Source organism: Streptomyces sp. NPDC104106, from assembly GCF_055584345.1.
This window is the reverse complement of the sequence record NZ_JBVJMF010000001.1, coordinates 133,164-151,834: the sequence shown is the minus strand read 5'-3', so window position 1 is coordinate 151,834 and position 18,671 is coordinate 133,164. Positions and strand designations below refer to the sequence as shown.

Below are 18,671 nucleotides of genomic sequence, written 5' to 3'. Positions count from 1 at the left end.
GGCCGCCACGTTGACAGATCCCACCCCTCTTGTTCCAACAGGTGAGCGGAGACCCCCTCAACGGTGCGCGAATCAGCCGTTTATCAAGTGAGCCGACCCGCTCACGAACGAGTGAAGAGGGAGTAAAAGCCGCCCGGCATTCCGTACCGAATACGGGCGAAAGAATCGCCGATCCGGGGCGGTCCGTACCTCTACTGGCGGGTACGGAAGGCCTGCCCGTGTATGGGCCATCTCGATGTCACCACGGGGCCCGCAGAGAGGTAGGGTCGGTGGTGGTCGGGGACATCCCAAACAGAGCTCGCCGGCACCGCATGGCCGGCGTACCAACGAGGAGATCGGTTCGTGACGATCCGCGTAGGCATCAACGGCTTCGGCCGCATCGGTCGTAACTACTTCCGCGCGCTGCTGGAGCAGGGTGCAGACATCGAGGTTGTGGCTGTCAACGACCTGGGTGACACCGCGACCACCGCGCATCTGCTGAAGTACGACACGATCCTGGGCCGCCTCCCGTACGAGGTCTCCCACACCGCCGACACGATCACCGTCGGCGACCACACCATCAAGGTGCTTTCCGAGCGCAACCCGGCCGACATCCCCTGGGGCGAGCTGGGCGTCGACATCGTCATCGAGTCGACCGGCATCTTCACCAAGCGCGAGGACGCCGCCAAGCACCTGGCCGGCGGCGCCAAGAAGGTCCTCATCTCGGCTCCGGCCAAGGACGAGGACATCACCATCGTGATGGGCGTCAACCAGGACAAGTACGACGCGGCCAACCACCACGTCATCTCCAACGCCTCCTGCACCACCAACTGTGTGGCCCCGATGGCGAAGGTCCTCGACGAGAACTTCGGCATCGTCAAGGGTCTGATGACCACGGTGCACGCGTACACGAACGACCAGCGCATCCTCGACTTCCCGCACAAGGACCTGCGCCGCGCCCGTGCCGCCGCCGAGAACATCATCCCGACCACCACCGGTGCCGCCAAGGCCACCGCCCTGGTCCTGCCGCAGCTCAAGGGCAAGCTGGACGGCATCGCCATGCGCGTCCCGGTCCCTACCGGCTCGGTCACCGACCTGGTCGTGGAGCTCAGCCGCGAGGTCACCAAGGACGAGGTCAACGCCGCGTTCAAGAAGGCCGCCGACGGCGAGCTGAAGGGCCTCCTCGACTACACCGAGGACCAGATCGTCTCCTCCGACATCGTCAACGCCCCGGCGTCCTGCACCTTCGACTCCTCCCTGACCATGGTCCAGGAGGGCAAGAACGTGAAGGTCATCGGCTGGTACGACAACGAGTGGGGCTACTCCAACCGCCTCGTCGACCTCACGGTCTTCGTCGGCAACCAGCTCTGATCGTCGCAGCGAGATCTTGAAGTGAGAGCAGGGCCCGGGCAGCGCAGCGCCGCGCTGCCCGGGCCCTGTCCCGCGTACGGACCACGTCCTCTTACGATCAGGTGCACCACGAGCCCTCCTTTGGAGTCCACTCAATGAAGACGATCGACGAACTTCTCGCCGACGGCGTGAGCGGCAAGCGGGTATTCGTCCGCGCCGACCTCAACGTCCCGCTGGCCGACGGGAAGATCACCGACGACGGCCGCATCCGCGCCGTCCTGCCCACCATCAAGGCACTCGCCGAGGCCGGCGCCAAGGTGGTCGTCGCCTCGCACCTGGGCCGCCCCAAGGGCGCCCCGGACCTCGCCTTCTCGCTGCTGCCCGCCGCCGAGCGCCTCGGTGAACTGCTCGACGCCCCGGTCGCCTTCGCCCAGGACACGGTCGGCCCCGCCGCCCACGACGCCGTCGACGGCCTCCAGCCCGGCCAGGTCGCGGTCATCGAGAACCTGCGCTTCAACCCCGGCGAGACGGCCAAGGACGACGCCGAACGCGCCGCCTTCGCGGACCAGCTGGCCGCCCTCGCCGACGTCTACGTCGGTGACGGCTTCGGCGCCGTCCACCGCAAGCACGCCTCCGTCTACGACCTGCCGGCGAGGCTGCCGCACTACGCCGGCCACCTCATCGCCACCGAGGTCGGCGTCCTGAAGAAGCTCACCGAGGACGTCAAGCGGCCGTACGTCGTCGCGCTCGGCGGCGCCAAGGTCTCCGACAAGCTGGCCGTCATCGACCAGCTGCTCGGCAAGGCCGACCGCCTGCTCATCGGCGGCGGCATGGCCTACACCTTCCTCAAGGCCAAGGGCTACGAGGTCGGCATCTCCCTCCTGCAGGAGGACCAGATCCCGGCCGTCACCGAGTACATGGAGCGCGCCGAGAAGAACGGCGTCGAGCTGGTGCTCCCCGTCGACGTCCTGGTCTCCCGGGAGTTCCCGGACCTGAAGACCAAGGCGCCGGCCGACTACACCGTGGTCGACGCGGACAAGATCCCCGCCGACCAGGAGGGCCTGGACATCGGCCCGAAGACCCGAGAGCTGTACGCCTCGAAGCTCGCCGACGCCGCCACCGTCTTCTGGAACGGCCCCATGGGCGTCTTCGAGCACCCCGACTACGCGAACGGCACCAGCGCCGTCGCGCAGGCCCTCACCGACTCGGACGGCTTCACCGTCGTCGGCGGCGGTGACTCCGCCGCCGCCGTGCGCACGCTCGGCTTCGACGAGAACGCGTTCGGCCACATCTCGACCGGCGGTGGCGCCTCCCTCGAGTACCTCGAGGGCAAGAAGCTCCCCGGCCTCACCGCACTGGAGGACTGACCCCGTATGACCACCCGCACGCCGCTGATGGCGGGCAACTGGAAGATGAACCTCAACCACCTCGAGGCCATCGCCCACGTCCAGAAGCTCGCCTTCGCCCTGGCCGACAAGGACTACGAGGCCGTCGAGGTCGCCGTCCTGCCGCCCTTCACCGACCTGCGTTCCGTGCAGACCCTGGTCGACGGCGACAAGCTCAAGATCAAGTACGGCGCCCAGGACATCTCGCAGCACGACTCCGGTGCCTACACCGGCGAGATCTCCGGCCCGATGCTGGCCAAGCTGAAGTGCACGTTCGTGGTCATCGGCCACTCCGAGCGCCGCCAGTACCACAACGAGACCGACGAGCTGGTGAACGCCAAGGTCAAGGCCGCCTACAAGCACGGCCTCACCCCGATCCTGTGCGTCGGCGAGGAACTGGACGTCCGCGAGGCCGGCGAGCACGTCGCCCACACCCTCGCCCAGGTCGAGGGCGGCCTGAAGGACCTCCCGGCCGAGCAGGCCGAGACCGTCGTGATCGCCTACGAGCCCGTCTGGGCGATCGGCACCGGCAAGGTGTGCGGCGCCGGGGACGCCCAGGAGGTCTGCGCCGCCATCCGCGCCAAGGTCGCCGAGCTGTACTCGCAGGACGTGGCCGACAAGGTCCGCATCCAGTACGGCGGCTCCGTGAAGTCGGGCAACGTCGCCGAGATCATGGCCCAGGCCGACATCGACGGCGCCCTCGTCGGCGGTGCCTCGCTGGACGCCGACGAGTTCGTCAAGATCGTGCGCTTCCGCGATCAGTGACACACGCTGTGAGTAGGCGGTAGCGGCGATACGTCGTACGCTTGCGGGGGCACGGCCGAGGTGCTGTGCCCCTGTCGTCCATCCGAAGTCGTCCACCCGTATCCGAGGAAGTTGGTCCAGCCGTGGTTTTGGGGTTCTCGATCGCCCTGATCATCTTCAGCCTGCTGCTGATGCTGCTGGTGCTGATGCACAAGGGGAAGGGCGGCGGCCTCTCCGACATGTTCGGCGGCGGCATGCAGTCCTCCGTCGGCGGCTCCTCGGTCGCCGAGCGCAACCTCGACCGGATCACCATCGTGGTCGGCCTGCTCTGGTTCGCGTGCATCATCGTCCTCGGCATCCTGATGAAGTCGAACGGCTGACACTCCCGCACGCCCCGCGCAGCCCACACATCACGCATATTCGGTATGTAAGGCCCCATGTTCGGTACGCGCTCCTGAGCGCGGCCTATCATGGGGCTTGCGTCTGGGTGTGGGGGCTTGTAACTCCAATCACTGGACGCGCGTTGGGCCTTACGTAGACTGAGGCGCTCGCAGCGAAGCGGAACGCCGACTCGCTTCGCGGCACCATCACGCAGGGAGTTACGACCGTGGCAAGTGGCAACGCGATCCGGGGAAGCCGGGTCGGGGCGGGGCCGATGGGCGAGGCCGAGCGTGGCGAGTCCGCGCCGCGTCTGCGCATCTCCTTCTGGTGCTCCAACGGGCACGAGACGCAGCCGAGCTTCGCCAGCGACGCTCAGGTTCCCGACACGTGGGACTGCCCGCGCTGCGGCTTTCCCGCCGGCCAGGACCGGGACAATCCCCCGGACCCACCGCGCACCGAGCCCTACAAGACGCACCTCGCCTATGTGCGCGAGCGGCGCAGCGACGCGGACGGGGAGGCGATCCTCGCCGAGGCGCTCGCCAAACTGCGGGGCGAGATCTAGCCGTTGTACCGGCGGGCCGCCACGCGTTCGCGCGCGTGTCCGCCGCCTTCTTTCGCCCTGGACGTCACCTCGCCGACGGCCGGCCGTCAACCGGACGTACCGGTTGTTGCGCCGTACGACGGCGCCACGACGGGCGCCGGTCCGCGCCGCTCCACTAGGTTGGAACGGCTGGGACAGGCACGAAAGAAGGCGGAAGTCGGAACATGAACGCAGACGGCCGGACCAGGCTCAACCAGACGCCCGAGTGGGCGGCGCTCGCCAAGCACCGGGAAGAGCTGGCCGACACCCATCTCAGGGAGCTGTTCGCCGCCGACCCCGGGCGCGGCACGGGGTACACGCTCCAGGTCGGTGACCTGTACATCGACTACTCGAAGCACCTGGTCACCGACGAGACGCTGCGGCGCTTGCGCGAGCTGGCCGCAGCCACGGACGTGTTCGCGCTGCGGGACGCCATGTTCCGGGGCGAGAAGATCAACGTCACCGAGGACCGTGCCGTGCTGCACACCGCGCTGCGCGCCCCGCGCGACGCGGTCGTCGAGGTCGACGGCGAGAACGTCGTGCCGAAGGTGCACGCCGTCCTCGACAAGATGAGCGACTTCGCCGGCCGCGTCCGCTCCGGCGCCTGGACCGGCCACACCGGCAAGCGCATCAGGAACGTCGTCAACATCGGCATCGGCGGCTCCGACCTCGGTCCCGCGATGGCCTACGAGGTGCTGCGCAGCTTCACCGACCGCGACCTGACGGTCCGCTTCGTCTCCAACGTCGACGGCGCCGACCTGCACGAGGCGACCCGCGACCTCGACCCGGCCGAGACGCTGTTCATCATCGCCTCCAAGACCTTCACCACCATCGAGACCATCACCAACGCCACCTCCGCCCGGAAGTGGCTGCTGGACGCGCTGGGTGGGGAAGCCTCGGCCGTGGCCAAGCACTTCGTGGCGCTGTCCACGAACGCCGAGAAGGTCGCCGAGTTCGGCATCGACCCGGACAACATGTTCGAGTTCTGGGACTGGGTCGGCGGCCGCTACTCGTACGACTCCGCGATCGGCCTGTCCCTGATGATCGCCATCGGCCCGGACCACTTCCGCGAGATGCTCGACGGCTTCCGCCTGGTCGACGAGCACTTCCGCACCGCGCCCGCCGAGGCCAACGCCCCGCTGCTGCTGGGCCTGTTGGGCATCTGGTACGACAACTTCCACCACGCCCAGTCGCACGCGGTGCTGCCGTACAGCCACTACCTGTCCCGGTTCACCGCCTACCTCCAGCAGCTGGACATGGAGTCCAACGGCAAGTACGTGGCGCGTGACGGCAAGGAGGTGGACTGGCAGACCGGGCCCGTCGTGTGGGGCACGCCGGGCACCAACGGGCAGCACGCCTACTACCAGTTGATCCACCAGGGCACCAAGCTGATCCCTGCGGACTTCATCGGCTTCGCCGAGCCGGTGGCCGAGCTGAGCGGTGAACTCAAGGCGCAGCACGACCTGTTGATGGCCAACTTCTTCGCCCAGACCCAGGCCCTCGCCTTCGGCAAGAGTGCCGAGGAGGTCCGCGCGGAGGGCGTGGCCGAGGAACTGGTCCCGCACAAGACCTTCCAGGGCAACCGGCCGACCACGACCATCCTGGCGAAGGAACTCACCCCGTCCGTCCTCGGCCAGCTCGTCGCCCTCTATGAGCACAAGGTCTTCGTGCAGGGCGCGGTGTGGAACATCGACTCCTTCGACCAGTGGGGCGTCGAGCTGGGCAAGGTCCTCGCCAAGCGCGTGGAACCCGCCCTGACCGAGGGCGCACAGGTACCGGGCCTCGACGCGTCGACCACGGCGCTGGTCGCCAGGTACCGGGCACTGCGCGGCCGTTAGGCACGAAAAGAAGGGGCGGTGGAGGCCGAGACCTCCACCGCCCCCGCGGGCCTGCGCCGGGTCACGGCGACGACGGCGGATACAGCGACCGGGGCAGCTGCGAGGCCGCGGCGGCGTCCAGCAGCCACAACGTGCGCTGCCGGCCGTACGCGCCCGCCGCCGGAGCCTGGATCTCGCCCGCGCCCGACAGGGCGATGGCGGCCGCCTCCGCCTTGTCCTGGCCGGCCGCGAGCAGCCACACCTCGCGGGCCGCGCGGATCGCCGGCAGGGTGAGGCTGATCCGGGTCGGCGGCGGCTTGGGCGCGCCGTGCACGCCGACCACCGTGCGCTCGGTCTCCCGTACGGCCGGCAGCTCCGGGAAGAGCGAGGCCACATGGGTGTCCGGGCCGACGCCCAGCATCAGCACGTCGAAGGTGGGCACCGAGCCATGGTTCTCCGGCCCGGACGCCTTCGCCAGCTCCGCCGCGTACGCCTCCGCCGCGGCGTCGACGTCCGTACCGAAGGGGCCGTCGGAGGCGGGCATGGCGTGCACGCGCTCCGGGTCCAGCGGTACGGCGTCCAGCAGGGCCTCGCGGGCCTGCGTCACATTGCGCTCGGGGTCGCCTTCGGGGAGGTAGCGTTCGTCGCCCCACCACAGGTCGAGGCGGGCCCAGTCGACGGCGTCCCGCGCCGGCGCCGCCGCCAGCGCGGCCAGCAGACCGTTGCCGTTGCGGCCGCCGGTCAGGACCACGGACGCGCTGCCCCGCGAGGCCTGCGCGTCCACGATCTTCGTGATGAGGCGGGCCGCGGCGGCCTGCGCCATCACTTCCTTGTCGTGGTGGACGACCAGCTGCGGGGTGCTCACTTCGCCGCCGCCTTCCTCGCCGGAGCCTTCTTCGCCGTCTTGGCGGCCGCCTTCTTCGCGGGCGCCTTGGCCGCCTCCGTCACGGGCGCGGGCTCGGCGACCGGCTCGGCGGTCTTCTCGGCCGCCTCCCGGGTGCCCTTCGCCGGCGTCTGTTGCGGCACGGTGTTCAGCCGCTCCACGCCGTAGCGCAGCGCGGAGGCGTAGGTGTCGTCCGGGTCGAGCCGGCGCAGTTCCTCCGCGATCAGCTCGGCGGTCTCCCGCCGCTTCAGCGCCACCGCGCGGTCCGGCTGGCCCTCGATGGACAGCGTGGCGAGCGAACCGTCCGCGCGGTCCAGGACGATTGGGCCGCTGCTGGTCTCCATGCGGACGGCCGTCAGCCCCGGGCCGGCCGACAGGGAGCGCCGGACGGGGACCTTCAGCCGGTCCGCGAGCCACATCGCCAGCAGCTCGCAACTCGGGTTGAACTCCTCGCCCTCCACTTCCACGCCCCGCACCTCGCAAGCGACCTGGTCCAGGGCCGCCGCCAGCATCGAGCGCCAGGGCGTGATCCGGGTCCAGGACAGGTCGGTGTCACCGGGCGTGTAGGTCTCGGCGCGGGCGGACAGCTCCCGCACCGGCTGCTCGGCGGCGTAGGTGTCGGTGACCCTGCGCTGCGCGAGCGCGCCCAGCGGGTCCTTCGCGGGGTCCACCGGCGCGTTCACCGGCCACCACACCACGACCGGGGCGTCCGGCAGCAGCAGCGGCAGCACGACCGAGTCGGCGTGGCCGACGACCTCGCCGTACAGCCGCAGCACGACCGTCTCACCGGTGCCCGCGTCCGCGCCGACCCGCACCTCGGCGTCCAGCCGGGACGTCGTGCGGTCGCGCGGGCCGCGGGAGACGCGCTTGATGACCACGAGCGTGCGCGAGGGGTGCTCGCGCGAGGCGTCGTTGGCGGCCTTCAGCGCGTCGTAGGCGTTCTCCTCGTCGGTGACGATGACGAGGGTGAGGACCATGCCGACGGCGGGGGTGCCGATGTCCCGGCGGCCCTGGACGAGCGCCTTGTTGACGTCGCCGGCGGTGGTGTCGGTCAGGTCTATCTTCATGGCCTGCGCCAGCTCCGTCCGTCTCGTGCGAGCATCTCGTCCGCCTCGGCGGGGCCCCACGTGCCCGACGGGTACTGCGCGGGCGTGCCGTGCCTGTCCCAGTACTCCTCGATCGGGTCGAGGATCTTCCAGGACAGCTCGACCTCCTCCGTGCGCGGGAAGAGGTTGGCGTCGCCGAGGAGCACGTCCAGGATGAGGCGCTCGTACGCCTCCGGGCTGGACTCCGTGAAGGACTCGCCGTAGGCGAAGTCCATGGAGACGTCCCGGATCTCCATCGACGTGCCGGGCACCTTGGAACCGAAGCGGACCGTGATGCCCTCGTCGGGCTGGACGCGGATGACGATCGCGTTCTGGCCCAGTTCCTCCGTCGCCGTGTGGTCGAAGGGGGAGTGCGGGGCCCGCTGGAAGACGACGGCGATCTCCGTCACGCGCCGGCCGAGGCGCTTGCCGGTGCGCAGATAGAAGGGGACGCCCGCCCAGCGGCGGTTGTCGATCTCCAGCTTGATCGCGGCGTAGGTGTCGGTCTTCGACGTGGCGTCGATGCCGTCCTCTTCGAGGTAGCCGACGACCTTCTCGCCGCCCTGCCACCCGGCCGCGTACTGACCGCGCACCGTGTGCCTGCCCAGGTCCCTGGGCAGCCGTACGGCGCCGAGCACCTTCTCCTTCTCGGCGGCCAGCGCGTCCGCGCCGAAGGAGGCGGGCTCCTCCATGGCGGTCAGGGCCATGAGCTGGAGCAGGTGGTTCTGGATGACGTCACGGGCGGCGCCGATGCCGTCGTAGTAGCCGGCGCGGCCGCCGATGCCGATGTCCTCGGCCATGGTGATCTGCACGTGGTCCACGAAGGACCGGTTCCAGATCGGCTCGAACATCGTGTTGGCGAAGCGCAGCGCCAGGATGTTCTGGACGGTCTCCTTGCCCAGGTAGTGGTCGATCCGGAACACCTGGTCCGGCTCGAACACCTCGTGCACGACCTTGTTCAGTTCCTCGGCCGAGGCCAGGTCGTGCCCGAACGGCTTCTCGATGACCGCCCGCCGCCAGGAACCGCCCGACTGGTCGGCGAGCCCGTGCTTCTTCAGCTGCTGGATGACGACGGGGAAGGAGCGCGGCGGCACCGACAGGTAGAAGGCGAAGTTGCCGCCCGTGCCCTGCGCCTTGTCCAGTTCCTCGATGGTGGCGCGCAGCCGCTCGAACGCGTCGTCGTCGTCGAAGGTGCCCTGGACGAAGCGCATCCCCTGGATGAGCTGCTGCCAGACCTCCTCGCGGAACGGCGTACGGGCGTGCGCCTTGACGGCGTCGTGGACCTCGGCGGCGAAGTCCTCGTGCTCCCACTCGCGGCGGGCGAAGCCCACCAGCGAGAAGCCCGGCGGCAGCAGACCCCGGTTGGCGAGGTCGTACACCGCGGGCATCAGCTTCTTGCGCGACAGGTCGCCCGTGACACCGAAGATGACCAGACCCGACGGCCCCGCGATACGCGGGAGCCGTCGGTCGGCCGGGTCACGGAGCGGATTCGCTCCGGAGCCGGACAGGGGTGACAAATCAGCCCTCCGAGGGAGCGAGGCGCTTGAGCTCCGCCTCGGTCGACTTCAGCAGGTCGTTCCAGGACGCCTCGAACTTCTCGACGCCCTCGTCCTCCAGCACCTGGACCACGTCGTCGTACGAGATACCGAGCTTCTCCAGCGCGTCGAGGTCGGCGCGGGCCTGCTCGTAGGTGCCCCGGACGGTGTCGCCGGTGATCCGGCCGTGTTCCGCGGTGGCCTCCAGGGTGGCCTCCGGCATGGTGTTCACGGTGTTGGGGGCGACCAGCTCGTCGACGTAGAGGGTGTCCTTGTACGCCGGGTCCTTCACACCGGTCGACGCCCACAGCGGACGCTGCTTGCGGGCGCCCGCCTGCTCCAGCGCCTGCCAGCGGTCGGAGGAGAAGACCTCCTCGTACGCCTGGTAGGCGAGGCGCGCGTTGGCGAGGGCGGCCTTGCCGCGCAGCGCCTTGGCCTCCGGGGTGCCCAGGGCGTCCAGCCGCTTGTCGATCTCGGTGTCCACGCGGGACACGAAGAACGAGGCCACGGAGCGGATGAGCGACAGGTCCAGGCCGCGCTCCTTCGCCTTCTCCAGGCCGGAGAGGTAGGCGTCCATGACCGCGCGGTAGCGCTCCAGGGAGAAGATCAGCGTGACGTTGACGCTGATGCCGAGGCCGATGACCTCGGTGATCGCCGGCAGACCCGCCTGGGTGGCCGGGATCTTGATCAGGGTGTTGGGGCGGTCCACCAGCCAGGCCAGCTGCTTGGCCTCGGCGACGGTCGCCTTGGTGTCGTGGGCGAGGCGGGGGTCGACCTCGATGGAGACCCGGCCGTCCTGGCCGTCGGTGGCGTCGAAGACCGGGCGCAGGATGTCGGCGGCGTCCCGGACGTCCGCCGTCGTGATCATGCGGATGGCCTCCTCGACGGTCACCTTGCGGGCGGCGAGGTCGGAGACCTGCTGCTCGTAGCCGTCGCCGCCGCTGATCGCCTTCTGGAAGATCGTCGGATTCGTGGTGACGCCCACGACATGCGAATCGTCGATCAGTTCGGCGAGGTTGCCGGACGTGATCCGCTTGCGCGACAGGTCGTCCAGCCAGATCGCGACGCCTTCGTCGGAGAGGCGCTTGAGTGCGTCTGTCATGGAATTACATCTCCTACGTGTCGTATATGAGCGTCAGCGCTGGGCGGCGGCGAGGGATTCCCGGGCCTTCGCGGCCACGTTCTCCGCAGTGAAGCCGAACTCGCGGAAGAGCACCTTGCCGTCGGCGGACGCGCCGAAGTGCTCCAGGGAGACGACGCGGCCGGCGTCCCCGACGTAGCGGTACCACGTCAGCGCGATGCCCGCCTCGACGGCGACGCGGGCCCTGACCGACGGCGGCAGCACGGAGTCCCGGTACCCCTGGTCCTGCTCCTCGAACCACTCCACCGACGGCATCGACACGACACGCGTCGGGATGCCCTCGGCCTGGAGCTGCTCGCGCGCCTCGACGGCCACGTGCACCTCGGAACCGGTGGCGATCAGGATCACCTGCGGCGCCGCGCTCTGCCCGGAGGGCCCTTCGGCGTCGAACAGGACGTAACCACCGCGCGCGGCGTCCTCGTTCGGCTCGTAGGTCGGCACGCCCTGGCGGGTGAGGGCGAAGCCGTGCGGCTGCCCCTTGCCGAACTCCTTGGTGTACCGCTTGAGGACCTCGCGCCAGGCGATCGCGGTCTCGTTGGCGTCCGCCGGGCGGACGACGTTCAGACCGGGGATGGCGCGCAGCGAGGCCAGGTGCTCGACCGGCTGGTGCGTCGGGCCGTCCTCGCCGAGGCCGATGGAGTCGTGCGTCCACACGTACGTCACCGGCAGGTGCATCAGGGCCGACAGGCGCACCGCGTTGCGCATGTAGTCGGAGAAGACGAGGAACGTGCCGCCGTAGACGCGGGTGTTGCCGTGCAGGGCGATGCCGTTCATCTCGGCGCCCATGGAGTGCTCGCGGATGCCGAAGTGGATGGTGCGGCCGTAGGGGTGGGCCTCCGGCAGCGGGTTGCCCTCGGGCAGGAACGAGCTGCTCTTGTCGATGGTCGTGTTGTTCGACCCGGCGAGGTCGGCGGAGCCGCCCCACAGCTCGGGGATGACCGCGCCGAGCGCCTGGAGCACCTTGCCGGACGCGGCACGCGTCGCGACACCCTTGCCGGGCTCGAAGACCGGGATCTTCTCCTCCCAGCCGGCGGGCAGCTCGCCCTTGCTGATCCGGTCGAACTCGGCGGCCCGCTCGGCGTTCTCGTCGCGCCACACCTGCAGCGACTTCTCCCACTCGGCCTTGGCCTGCGCACCGCGCTCCAGCGCCTTGCGGGTGTGGGCGATGACCTCGTCGGCGACCTCGAAGGTCTTCTCCGGGTCGAAACCGAGGACGCGCTTGGTGGCCGCGACCTCCTCGTCGCCCAGCGCCGAGCCGTGCGCGGCCTCGGTGTTCTGCGCGTTCGGGGCCGGCCAGGCGATGATCGAGCGCATCGCGATGAACGACGGCCGGTCCGTGACGGCCTTGGCCTTCTGGACGGCCGCGTAGATGGCGGCCGGGTCCAGGTCGCCGTTCTCCTGCGGCTCCACGCGCTGCACGTGCCAGCCGTAGGCCTCGTACCGCTTGGCCGTGTCCTCGGAGACGGCCGTCTCGGTGTCGCCCTCGATCGAGATGTGGTTGTCGTCCCACAGCAGGATCAGGTTGCCGAGCTTCTGGTGGCCGGCCAGCGAGGACGCCTCGGCGGAGATGCCCTCCTGCAGGCAGCCGTCACCGGCGATGCAGTACACGAAGTGGTCGAAGGGGGACTCACCCTGCGGGGCGTCAGGGTCGAACAGACCGCGCTCGTAGCGGGCGGCCATCGCCATGCCCACCGCGTTGGCGACACCCTGGCCGAGCGGACCGGTCGTGGTCTCCACGCCCTTGGTGTGCCCGTACTCCGGGTGGCCGGGCGTCTTCGAGCCCCAGGTCCTGAAGGCCTTCAGGTCGTCCAGCTCCAGGCCGAAGCCGGCCAGGTACAGCTGGGTGTAGAGGGTCAGGGACGAGTGGCCGGCGGACAGCACGAAGCGGTCGCGCCCGACCCACTCCGGGTCGGCCGGGTCGTGCCTCATCACCTTCTGGAAGAGGGTGTACGCGGCCGGAGCCAGGCTCATCGCCGTACCGGGATGGCCGTTGCCGACCTTCTGTACGGCGTCTGCGGCCAGGACACGGGCGGTGTCGACGGCCCGCTGGTCCAGCTCGGTCCACTCAAGGTCTGTGGTGGTCGGCTTGGTGCTCACCCTGGGTCAGGGCTCCTCTCCACATGTCGGTCGCCGGTCTTCGGGGCATGCGCCCACCCGGCCGCCGGCGTGCTTGGCGCCCGCCGGCCGCTGACGAGCCTACCCTCGTGAGGACGTGCGTTTTTTCGAGTGTTTACAGACTGCCGGGACTCCGTACGATCCGCCTCCCGACTGGCCGAGACGGCATTTGGCACATGAATACGGGGCCAGTCATCTGAGCGCTCAATCGAGAGGTGGTACCCCTCTTATGGGGGTCCCTCGAAGACGTCCCGGCGGCCCTCCCGGAGACCCTCGTGACGGCCCTGTGCCGCGGGGCCGCCAACACGACCCCACCCCCGCGAAGGCCGGGGTATGGGCAACGTCTAAAGTGGCGTGGTACGCGCGAGCCTTTACCGGGACTTCACAGGGGGAGGCTTGCTGGGATGTCTCTGTCAGGGGTGTGCGTGACGGCCGTCGAATCCCGTCCAGCGGGTGTGCTCGGTGGTGCGAGCCAGGGCCCGGCCCATCGGCCGTTCGGTGCCCGCGTCAAGGCGTTCGTGGCGCTGACCAAGCCGCGGATCATCGAGCTGCTGCTCATCACCACCGTTCCGGTGATGTTCCTGGCGCAGAAGGGCGTACCGGACCTGACGCTGGTCCTGCTCACCTGCGTCGGCGGCTACCTGTCCGCGGGCGGCGCCAACGCGCTGAACATGTACATCGACCGCGACATCGACGCGCTGATGGACCGCACCTCGCAGCGGCCGCTGGTGACCGGCATGGTCAGCCCGCGCGAGTGCCTCGCCTTCGGCATCAACCTGGCCGTCGTCTCGACGCTGCTGTTCGGCCTCACCGTCAACTGGCTGAGCGCCTGGCTCTCGCTCGGCGCGCTCCTCTTCTATGTCGTCGTCTACACGATGATCCTCAAGCGGCGCACCTCGCAGAACATCGTGTGGGGCGGCATCGCGGGGTGCATGCCGGTGCTCATCGGCTGGTCGGCCGTGACGGACTCCCTCTCCTGGGCGCCGGTCATCCTCTTCCTCGTCATCTTCTTCTGGACCCCGCCGCACTACTGGCCGCTGTCCATGAAGGTGAAGGACGACTACGCGCGCGTGGGCGTGCCCATGCTCCCGGTCATCGCGTCCAACAAGGTCGTCGCCCGACAGATCGTCATCTACAGCTGGGTGATGGTCGTCGTCTCCCTGCTCCTCACCCCGCTCGGCTACACCGGCTGGTTCTACACGGCCGTCGCGCTGGCCGCCGGCGGCTGGTGGCTGTGGGAGGCGCACGCTCTGCAGAACCGGGCCAAGGCCGAGGTCACGGGTGGGAAGCTGAAGGAGATGCGGCTCTTCCACTGGTCGATCACCTATGTGTCGCTGCTGTTCGTGGCGATCGCCGTGGACCCGTTCCTGCGCTGACGCAGGTCACAGAGCCCTGCTCTCGCCAGCAGGGCTACCCGCGAGTAGCATCCTGGCCATGGCAGACACGCAGCAGGTTGACGCGCGGGCCGAGCGCAAGGTGTCCCGGCTCGCCCACCAGATCAGCGCCTTCGCCAAGGCGCACGGCGGCGCCGAGGGACAGGTGGCCTACATCGGCGAACGCGGCGCCCGCATCGTCCTCGTCGGCGAGGACGGCGACTGGGGCGACCTCGTGGCGCCCAGCACGGAGATCGCCGCCAAGGCCGTCGAGAAGTCCGGCATCACCGTCCACGAGTCCTTCGACGGCGAGTTCGCGGCGAAGGTGAAGACGGGCCCGTACGAGTGGAAGCGGATGGCGGGCATCCAGATCGGCGGCTGAACGACGCGCCCCGAGGGGCGCGACGCCGTATCGACACGCGGCTCCGCGGCGTGGGCGCGAGCAGCCAAAGGCGGCCCGTAGTCGCACAACAACGCGCATTCCCGAGCGCTTCCGCGACCCCGGACCCCGCTCATCCGTTAACCCCCGCAAGGCACAGCGCAGCGTCTCGCGGGAGACCCCGGATGATCGAAACGCCGTCCCTCGTGGACCAGTACTGCCACGGCGTACTGCGAACCGAGCTGGGCCTCGGCACCTTCGAGGCCCAGCTCGCCCGCACCGAGGGCCCGCCGGCGGCCGGCACCACCCTCTTCGACACCCAGACCGGCTTCGCCGTACGGCGCTGGTGTCCGCCCCTGCTCGGCCTGGAGCCCCACTGCGCGCCCGCCCGCTATCTGGCCCGGCGCCGGGAACTGGGCGTCCTGGAGGCGGGCCGCAGACTGCTGCGCGGCAGCGGCATCACCACCTACCTCGTCGACACCGGCGTGCCCGGCGACCTCACCGGCCCCACCGAGCTGGCCTCCGCCGGTTTCGCCGAGGCCCATGAGATCGTCCGGCTGGAACTGCTCGCCGAGCAGGTCGCCGACACCTCCGGCACCGTCGAGTCCTTCCTCGCCAACCTCGCGGAGTCCGTGCACGGCGCCGCCGCGCACGCCGTCGCCTTCACCTCGGTCGCCGGGCTCCGGCACGGCCTCGCGCTCGCGCCCGAGCCGCCGGGGCCGGGGGAGGTGCGCGGCGCGGCGGGCCGCTGGCTGGCCGGACGCAGGGTCGGCGGCGCGCTGCGCGACCCCGTGCTGCTCCGGCACCTGCTGTGGATCGCCGTCGCCTCCGGCCGGCCCTTGCAACTCCACGCGGGACTCGGCGAGCCCGGCTCGCGCATCGACCGCACCGACCCGGTGCTGCTCACCGACTTCGTCCGGGCCACGGCCGGTCTCGGCACCGATCTGATCCTGCTGCACGGCTATCCGTACCACCGCCACGCCGCCCACCTCGCCGGGGTCTTCGCGCACGTCCACACCGACTCCGGCGCCGCGCTCGTACGCACCGGAGCGCGTGCGGCGACGGTCCTCGCGGAGATCCTGGAGCTGGCTCCCTTCGGCAAGATCCTCTTCTCCACCGGCGCCCAGGGCCTGCCGGAGCTGCACGTCGTCGGGGCCCGGCTGTTCCGCGAGGCGCTGGGGCAGGTCCTGGGCGGCTGGGTCGCCGAGGGGGCGTGGTCCCTGCGGGACGCCCAGCGGGTGGCCCGGATGGTCGCGGCGGACAACGCGCGCCGGGTGTACGGGCTCCACTGAGCCCACCAGACTGGTCCGATGCAGACGCAATCCCTGCTCGACCGCTTCCTGACCGGCCTGGCGCCGCTGCGCCCCCGCGCCGTGTGGGCCCACGGCTCCCTGGCCGGCGGCGACTACCAGGAGGGCCGCAGCGACCTCGACCTCATCGCCGTACTGCCGGACGCGGTGAGCCTGACGGTCTTACGGCGGGTGGTGTCGCTGCACCGGCGGCTGCGCGCGGAGCCGCTCGCCGCGAAGCTCCACTGCAGCTATCCGACCCCCGCCGCACTGGCCGACCCGGACCGGTCCCACCTCACCTGGGCGCACGGCCGTGTGATGCGCCGCCCGGTCACCCCCGTCACCCGGCGCGAGCTGCACGACTTCGGGCGGGTGCTGTACGGCGGGGCACCGGCCGGACTGCTGCCGCCGGTCCCGGAGCGGCAGCTGCGCGCCTTCGTCGTCCGTGACCAGCGCACCTTCTGGCGGCCCCACGTCGACAAGGCCCGGCTGTGGCGGCAGGACGCCTGGGTCGACCTGGGGCTGCTGACCCACGCCCGCGCCACCGCGACCCTGCGCGACGGACGACTGATCTCCAAGCGGGAGGCGCTGGCCGAGCTCGCGGCACTGGGCGCTCCCGCCGAGGTCGTGGCGGACATCACCCGGAGGCGGTACGACCCGGCGGGGCCCGCGGCGGACGACGCGTGGCTGACCCGCCGGGCGGCGCTGACCCGCGCCTACCTCGCCCCGGCGATCGACACGCTGGTCACCACCTACGGATGACGCACGCCTCGCGCGCGTGGCGCCGGTGAACGCCTCACGCGCGCGTGCCCACCGCCACCTCGGCGGCGGGGCCGGGCAGCTCCACGGTCTCCTCCGGGCGCTCGCGCAGCGCCAGCAGGACGCGCAGGACGCCGATCCACACCAGGCAGGAGCCCAGCATGTGCAGGCCGACGAGCACCTCGGGCAGGTGGGTGAAGTACTGGACGTAGCCGATGACGCCCTGGCCGAGGAGGATCAGGAACAGGTCGCGGGTGCGGTGCAGCGGTCCCTGGGGGGCGTCCACCGCCTTCAGAAGGAACCAGAGCGCGAAGGTGAGCGTCACCACGATCCAGGCGAGCACGGCGTGCAGCTTGGCGACGGTCTCCCAGTCGATCGGGATGCGCTTGACGTCGCTGGAGTCACCCGCGTGCGGGCCGGCGCCCGTCACCACCGTGCCGACCCCGATCAGCAGGACCGAGGCGACGACGAGGAACCACACCAGCTGCTGCACGGCCTTGCCGACCAGCGGCCGGGGCGCGCCGTCGCCCTCCCGCGTGCGCTGCCACATCAGCACGGCGACCGCGGTGAGGGCCGTCGCCAGCAGGAAGTGGGCCGCGACCGTGTACGGGTTGAGGCCGACGAGCACCACGATGCCGCCGAGGACCGCGTTGCCCATCACCAGCCAGAACTGCGCCCAGCCCAGTCGGGTCAGGCTGCGCCGGTAAGGCCTCTCGGAGCGCGCGGCGATGATCGCCCAGCCGACCGCCGCGCACAGCACGTACGTCAGCATCCGGTTGCCGAACTCGATCGCGCTGTGGTAGCTCAGCGCGGTCGTCGGCGTCAGCGAGCCGTCGGTGCACTCGGGCCAGGTCGGGCAGCCGAGGCCCGAACCCGTCAGGCGCACGGCACCGCCGGTGACCACGATGACCACCGACATGACGAGCGCGGCGAGGGCCGCCCGCTGGACGGTCCGGGGCCCCGGAGTCCAGCGTTCGGCGATGAAGGCGAGCGGGTTGCGCAGGGCGGCAGCGGCGTCGGCGCGGGTCAGCTTTGGCACGCCCACCATGGTAGGGCGCCGCTTGTGCACGCGTTCACGAGGGTCCTCCCCGCGCGTGCGTGCAGGTCGCCGGCGCCTCATTCCCAGCGGAAGAACCGTCCGGCCGCGGCCAGTGCCACGACCGCCCACACGGCGAGGATGCCGAGGTCACCCCAGGGCAGGCCGGCCCCGTGCTGGAGCACTCCGCGCAGGCCGTCCGACAGCGCGGAGATCGGCAGCGCCCCCAGGATGTCCTGCGCGCCCGGGCCGAACTTGTCCAGCGGGACGATGACGCCGCCGCCGACGAGGAGCAGCAGGAAGACGAGGTTGGCGGCGGCCAGGGTCGCCTCCGCCTTCAGGGTTCCCGCCATCAGCAGGCCGAGCCCGGAGAAGGCGGCCGTGCCGAGGACCAGCAGGAGCAGCACGGCGGCGGGGTTGCCGTGCGGGTGCCAGCCCAGCGCGAACGCGATCACCGTCAGCAGGACGACCTGGAGAACCTCCGTGACCAGCACGGACGCCGTCTTGGCGGTCATCAGGCCCCAGCGGGGCAGCGGCGAGGAGGCGAGCCGCTTGAGCACGCCGTAGCGGCGCTCGAAGCCGGTGGCGATGGCCTGCCCGGTGAACGCGGTCGACATCACGGCGAGGGCCAGGATGCCGGGGGTGAGGAAGTCGACGGCCTTGCCCTTGCCGGTGTCGACGATGTCCACGGAGCTGAACAGCACCAGGAGGAGGGTCGGGATGACGGCCGTCAGCAGCAGCTGCTCGCCGTTGCGCAGCAGCATCCTCGTCTCCAGCACCGCCTGCGCCGCGATCATGCGGGCAAGCGGCGCCGCACCCGGGTCGGGGGTGTAGGTACCG

17 protein-coding genes are annotated in these 18,671 nt (G+C 70.5%); 10 read left to right on the top strand and 7 right to left on the bottom strand.

The window, feature by feature from the left end; all coding sequences use genetic code 11:
• The first annotated feature begins 342 nt into the window (after positions 1–342).
• The 6 genes from gap to pgi all read left to right on the top strand — a co-directional run bounded on the left by gap (position 343) and on the right by pgi (position 6,257).
• Positions 343–1,350: a type I glyceraldehyde-3-phosphate dehydrogenase gene (gene gap, locus ACZ60X_RS00755; protein ID WP_469591872.1), complete on the top strand. Its 1,008-nt coding sequence runs from the start codon at positions 343–345 to the stop codon at positions 1,348–1,350.
• 134 nt (positions 1,351–1,484) lie between these two features.
• The gene (locus tag ACZ60X_RS00750; RefSeq protein WP_469591870.1) at positions 1,485–2,696 is read left to right on the top strand and encodes a phosphoglycerate kinase; all 1,212 of its coding nucleotides are present in this window, start codon (positions 1,485–1,487) and stop codon (positions 2,694–2,696) included.
• 6 nt (positions 2,697–2,702) lie between these two features.
• On the top strand, positions 2,703–3,479 hold the full coding sequence (gene tpiA, locus ACZ60X_RS00745; protein WP_469591868.1) for a triose-phosphate isomerase: 777 nt from the start codon (positions 2,703–2,705) through the stop codon (positions 3,477–3,479).
• 128 nt (positions 3,480–3,607) lie between these two features.
• Positions 3,608–3,838 (top strand): preprotein translocase subunit SecG, encoded by a 231-nt coding sequence (gene secG, locus ACZ60X_RS00740; RefSeq protein ID WP_469592960.1) that lies wholly within the window; start codon positions 3,608–3,610, stop codon positions 3,836–3,838.
• Between the two features lie 227 nt (positions 3,839–4,065).
• Positions 4,066–4,401, top strand: a complete 336-nt coding sequence (locus tag ACZ60X_RS00735; protein WP_003957010.1) for an RNA polymerase-binding protein RbpA — start codon at positions 4,066–4,068, stop codon at positions 4,399–4,401.
• Positions 4,402–4,604: 203 nt separating this feature from the next.
• Positions 4,605–6,257 carry a glucose-6-phosphate isomerase gene (pgi, locus tag ACZ60X_RS00730; RefSeq protein WP_469591867.1) on the top strand — a complete coding sequence of 551 codons (1,653 nt, stop codon included), beginning with the start codon at positions 4,605–4,607 and terminating at the stop codon, positions 6,255–6,257.
• A gap of 61 nt (positions 6,258–6,318) precedes the next feature.
• Here pgi and pgl read toward each other — a convergent pair whose 3' ends face one another.
• The 5 genes from pgl to tkt are packed head-to-tail and all read right to left on the bottom strand — an operon-like array spanning position 6,319 to position 12,977.
• On the bottom strand, positions 6,319–7,101 hold the full coding sequence (pgl, locus tag ACZ60X_RS00725; RefSeq protein ID WP_469591865.1) for a 6-phosphogluconolactonase: 783 nt from the start codon (positions 7,099–7,101) through the stop codon (positions 6,319–6,321).
• Positions 7,098–8,186, bottom strand: a complete 1,089-nt coding sequence (gene opcA, locus ACZ60X_RS00720) for a glucose-6-phosphate dehydrogenase assembly protein OpcA (RefSeq protein WP_469591863.1) — start codon at positions 8,184–8,186, stop codon at positions 7,098–7,100. Before opcA ends, pgl begins: the two co-directional genes overlap by 4 nt.
• Positions 8,183–9,712 carry a glucose-6-phosphate dehydrogenase gene (gene zwf, locus ACZ60X_RS00715; protein WP_469592958.1) on the bottom strand — a complete coding sequence of 510 codons (1,530 nt, stop codon included), beginning with the start codon at positions 9,710–9,712 and terminating at the stop codon, positions 8,183–8,185. Before zwf ends, opcA begins: the two co-directional genes overlap by 4 nt.
• Positions 9,713–9,722: 10 nt before the next feature.
• On the bottom strand, positions 9,723–10,841 hold the full coding sequence (gene tal, locus ACZ60X_RS00710; RefSeq protein ID WP_469591861.1) for a transaldolase: 1,119 nt from the start codon (positions 10,839–10,841) through the stop codon (positions 9,723–9,725).
• Positions 10,842–10,874: 33 nt separating this feature from the next.
• Positions 10,875–12,977, bottom strand: a complete 2,103-nt coding sequence (gene tkt / locus ACZ60X_RS00705) for a transketolase (protein ID WP_469591859.1) — start codon at positions 12,975–12,977, stop codon at positions 10,875–10,877.
• 437 nt (positions 12,978–13,414) lie between these two features.
• Between tkt and ACZ60X_RS00700 the strand changes: the two genes are divergently transcribed.
• The 4 genes from ACZ60X_RS00700 (at position 13,415) to ACZ60X_RS00685 (ending at position 16,798) form a co-directional block, all read left to right on the top strand.
• Complete coding sequence (locus tag ACZ60X_RS00700) at positions 13,415–14,371, top strand: heme o synthase (protein ID WP_469592956.1); 957 nt, start codon at positions 13,415–13,417, stop codon at positions 14,369–14,371.
• Between the two features lie 58 nt (positions 14,372–14,429).
• Positions 14,430–14,750 carry a hypothetical protein gene (locus tag ACZ60X_RS00695; RefSeq protein ID WP_469591857.1) on the top strand — a complete coding sequence of 107 codons (321 nt, stop codon included), beginning with the start codon at positions 14,430–14,432 and terminating at the stop codon, positions 14,748–14,750.
• A gap of 182 nt (positions 14,751–14,932) precedes the next feature.
• Complete coding sequence (locus ACZ60X_RS00690; protein WP_469591855.1) at positions 14,933–16,039, top strand: amidohydrolase family protein; 1,107 nt, start codon at positions 14,933–14,935, stop codon at positions 16,037–16,039.
• A gap of 18 nt (positions 16,040–16,057) precedes the next feature.
• Entirely contained in the window at positions 16,058–16,798 is a 741-nt protein-coding gene (locus ACZ60X_RS00685) for a nucleotidyltransferase domain-containing protein (protein WP_469591853.1), read from the top strand.
• Between the two features lie 34 nt (positions 16,799–16,832).
• Here ACZ60X_RS00685 and ACZ60X_RS00680 read toward each other — a convergent pair whose 3' ends face one another.
• Positions 16,833–17,843, bottom strand: a complete 1,011-nt coding sequence (locus ACZ60X_RS00680) for a COX15/CtaA family protein (RefSeq protein WP_469591851.1) — start codon at positions 17,841–17,843, stop codon at positions 16,833–16,835.
• A 68-nt stretch (positions 17,844–17,911) separates the two neighbouring features.
• On the bottom strand, positions 17,912–18,628 hold the full coding sequence (locus ACZ60X_RS00675; protein ID WP_469592954.1) for an ABC transporter permease: 717 nt from the start codon (positions 18,626–18,628) through the stop codon (positions 17,912–17,914).
• Positions 18,629–18,671 lie beyond the last annotated feature (43 nt).

What these genes read in the sequence shown, in the direction of transcription:
- ACZ60X_RS00750 (WP_469591870.1), top strand. Translation starts at nt 1,485, where the DNA reads ATGAAGACGATCGACGAACTTCTCGCCGACGGCGTGAGCGGCAAGCGG.
- tpiA (WP_469591868.1), top strand. Translation starts at nt 2,703, where the DNA reads ATGACCACCCGCACGCCGCTGATGGCGGGCAACTGGAAGATGAACCTC.
- pgi (WP_469591867.1), top strand. Translation starts at nt 4,605, where the DNA reads ATGAACGCAGACGGCCGGACCAGGCTCAACCAGACGCCCGAGTGGGCG.
- opcA (WP_469591863.1), bottom strand. Translation starts at nt 8,186, where the DNA reads ATGAAGATAGACCTGACCGACACCACCGCCGGCGACGTCAACAAGGCG.
- tal (WP_469591861.1), bottom strand. Translation starts at nt 10,841, where the DNA reads ATGACAGACGCACTCAAGCGCCTCTCCGACGAAGGCGTCGCGATCTGG.
- ACZ60X_RS00695 (WP_469591857.1), top strand. Translation starts at nt 14,430, where the DNA reads ATGGCAGACACGCAGCAGGTTGACGCGCGGGCCGAGCGCAAGGTGTCC.
- ACZ60X_RS00690 (WP_469591855.1), top strand. Translation starts at nt 14,933, where the DNA reads ATGATCGAAACGCCGTCCCTCGTGGACCAGTACTGCCACGGCGTACTG.
- ACZ60X_RS00685 (WP_469591853.1), top strand. Translation starts at nt 16,058, where the DNA reads ATGCAGACGCAATCCCTGCTCGACCGCTTCCTGACCGGCCTGGCGCCG.
- ACZ60X_RS00680 (WP_469591851.1), bottom strand. Translation starts at nt 17,843, where the DNA reads ATGGTGGGCGTGCCAAAGCTGACCCGCGCCGACGCCGCTGCCGCCCTG.
- ACZ60X_RS00675 (WP_469592954.1), bottom strand. Translation starts at nt 18,628, where the DNA reads ATGATCGCGGCGCAGGCGGTGCTGGAGACGAGGATGCTGCTGCGCAAC.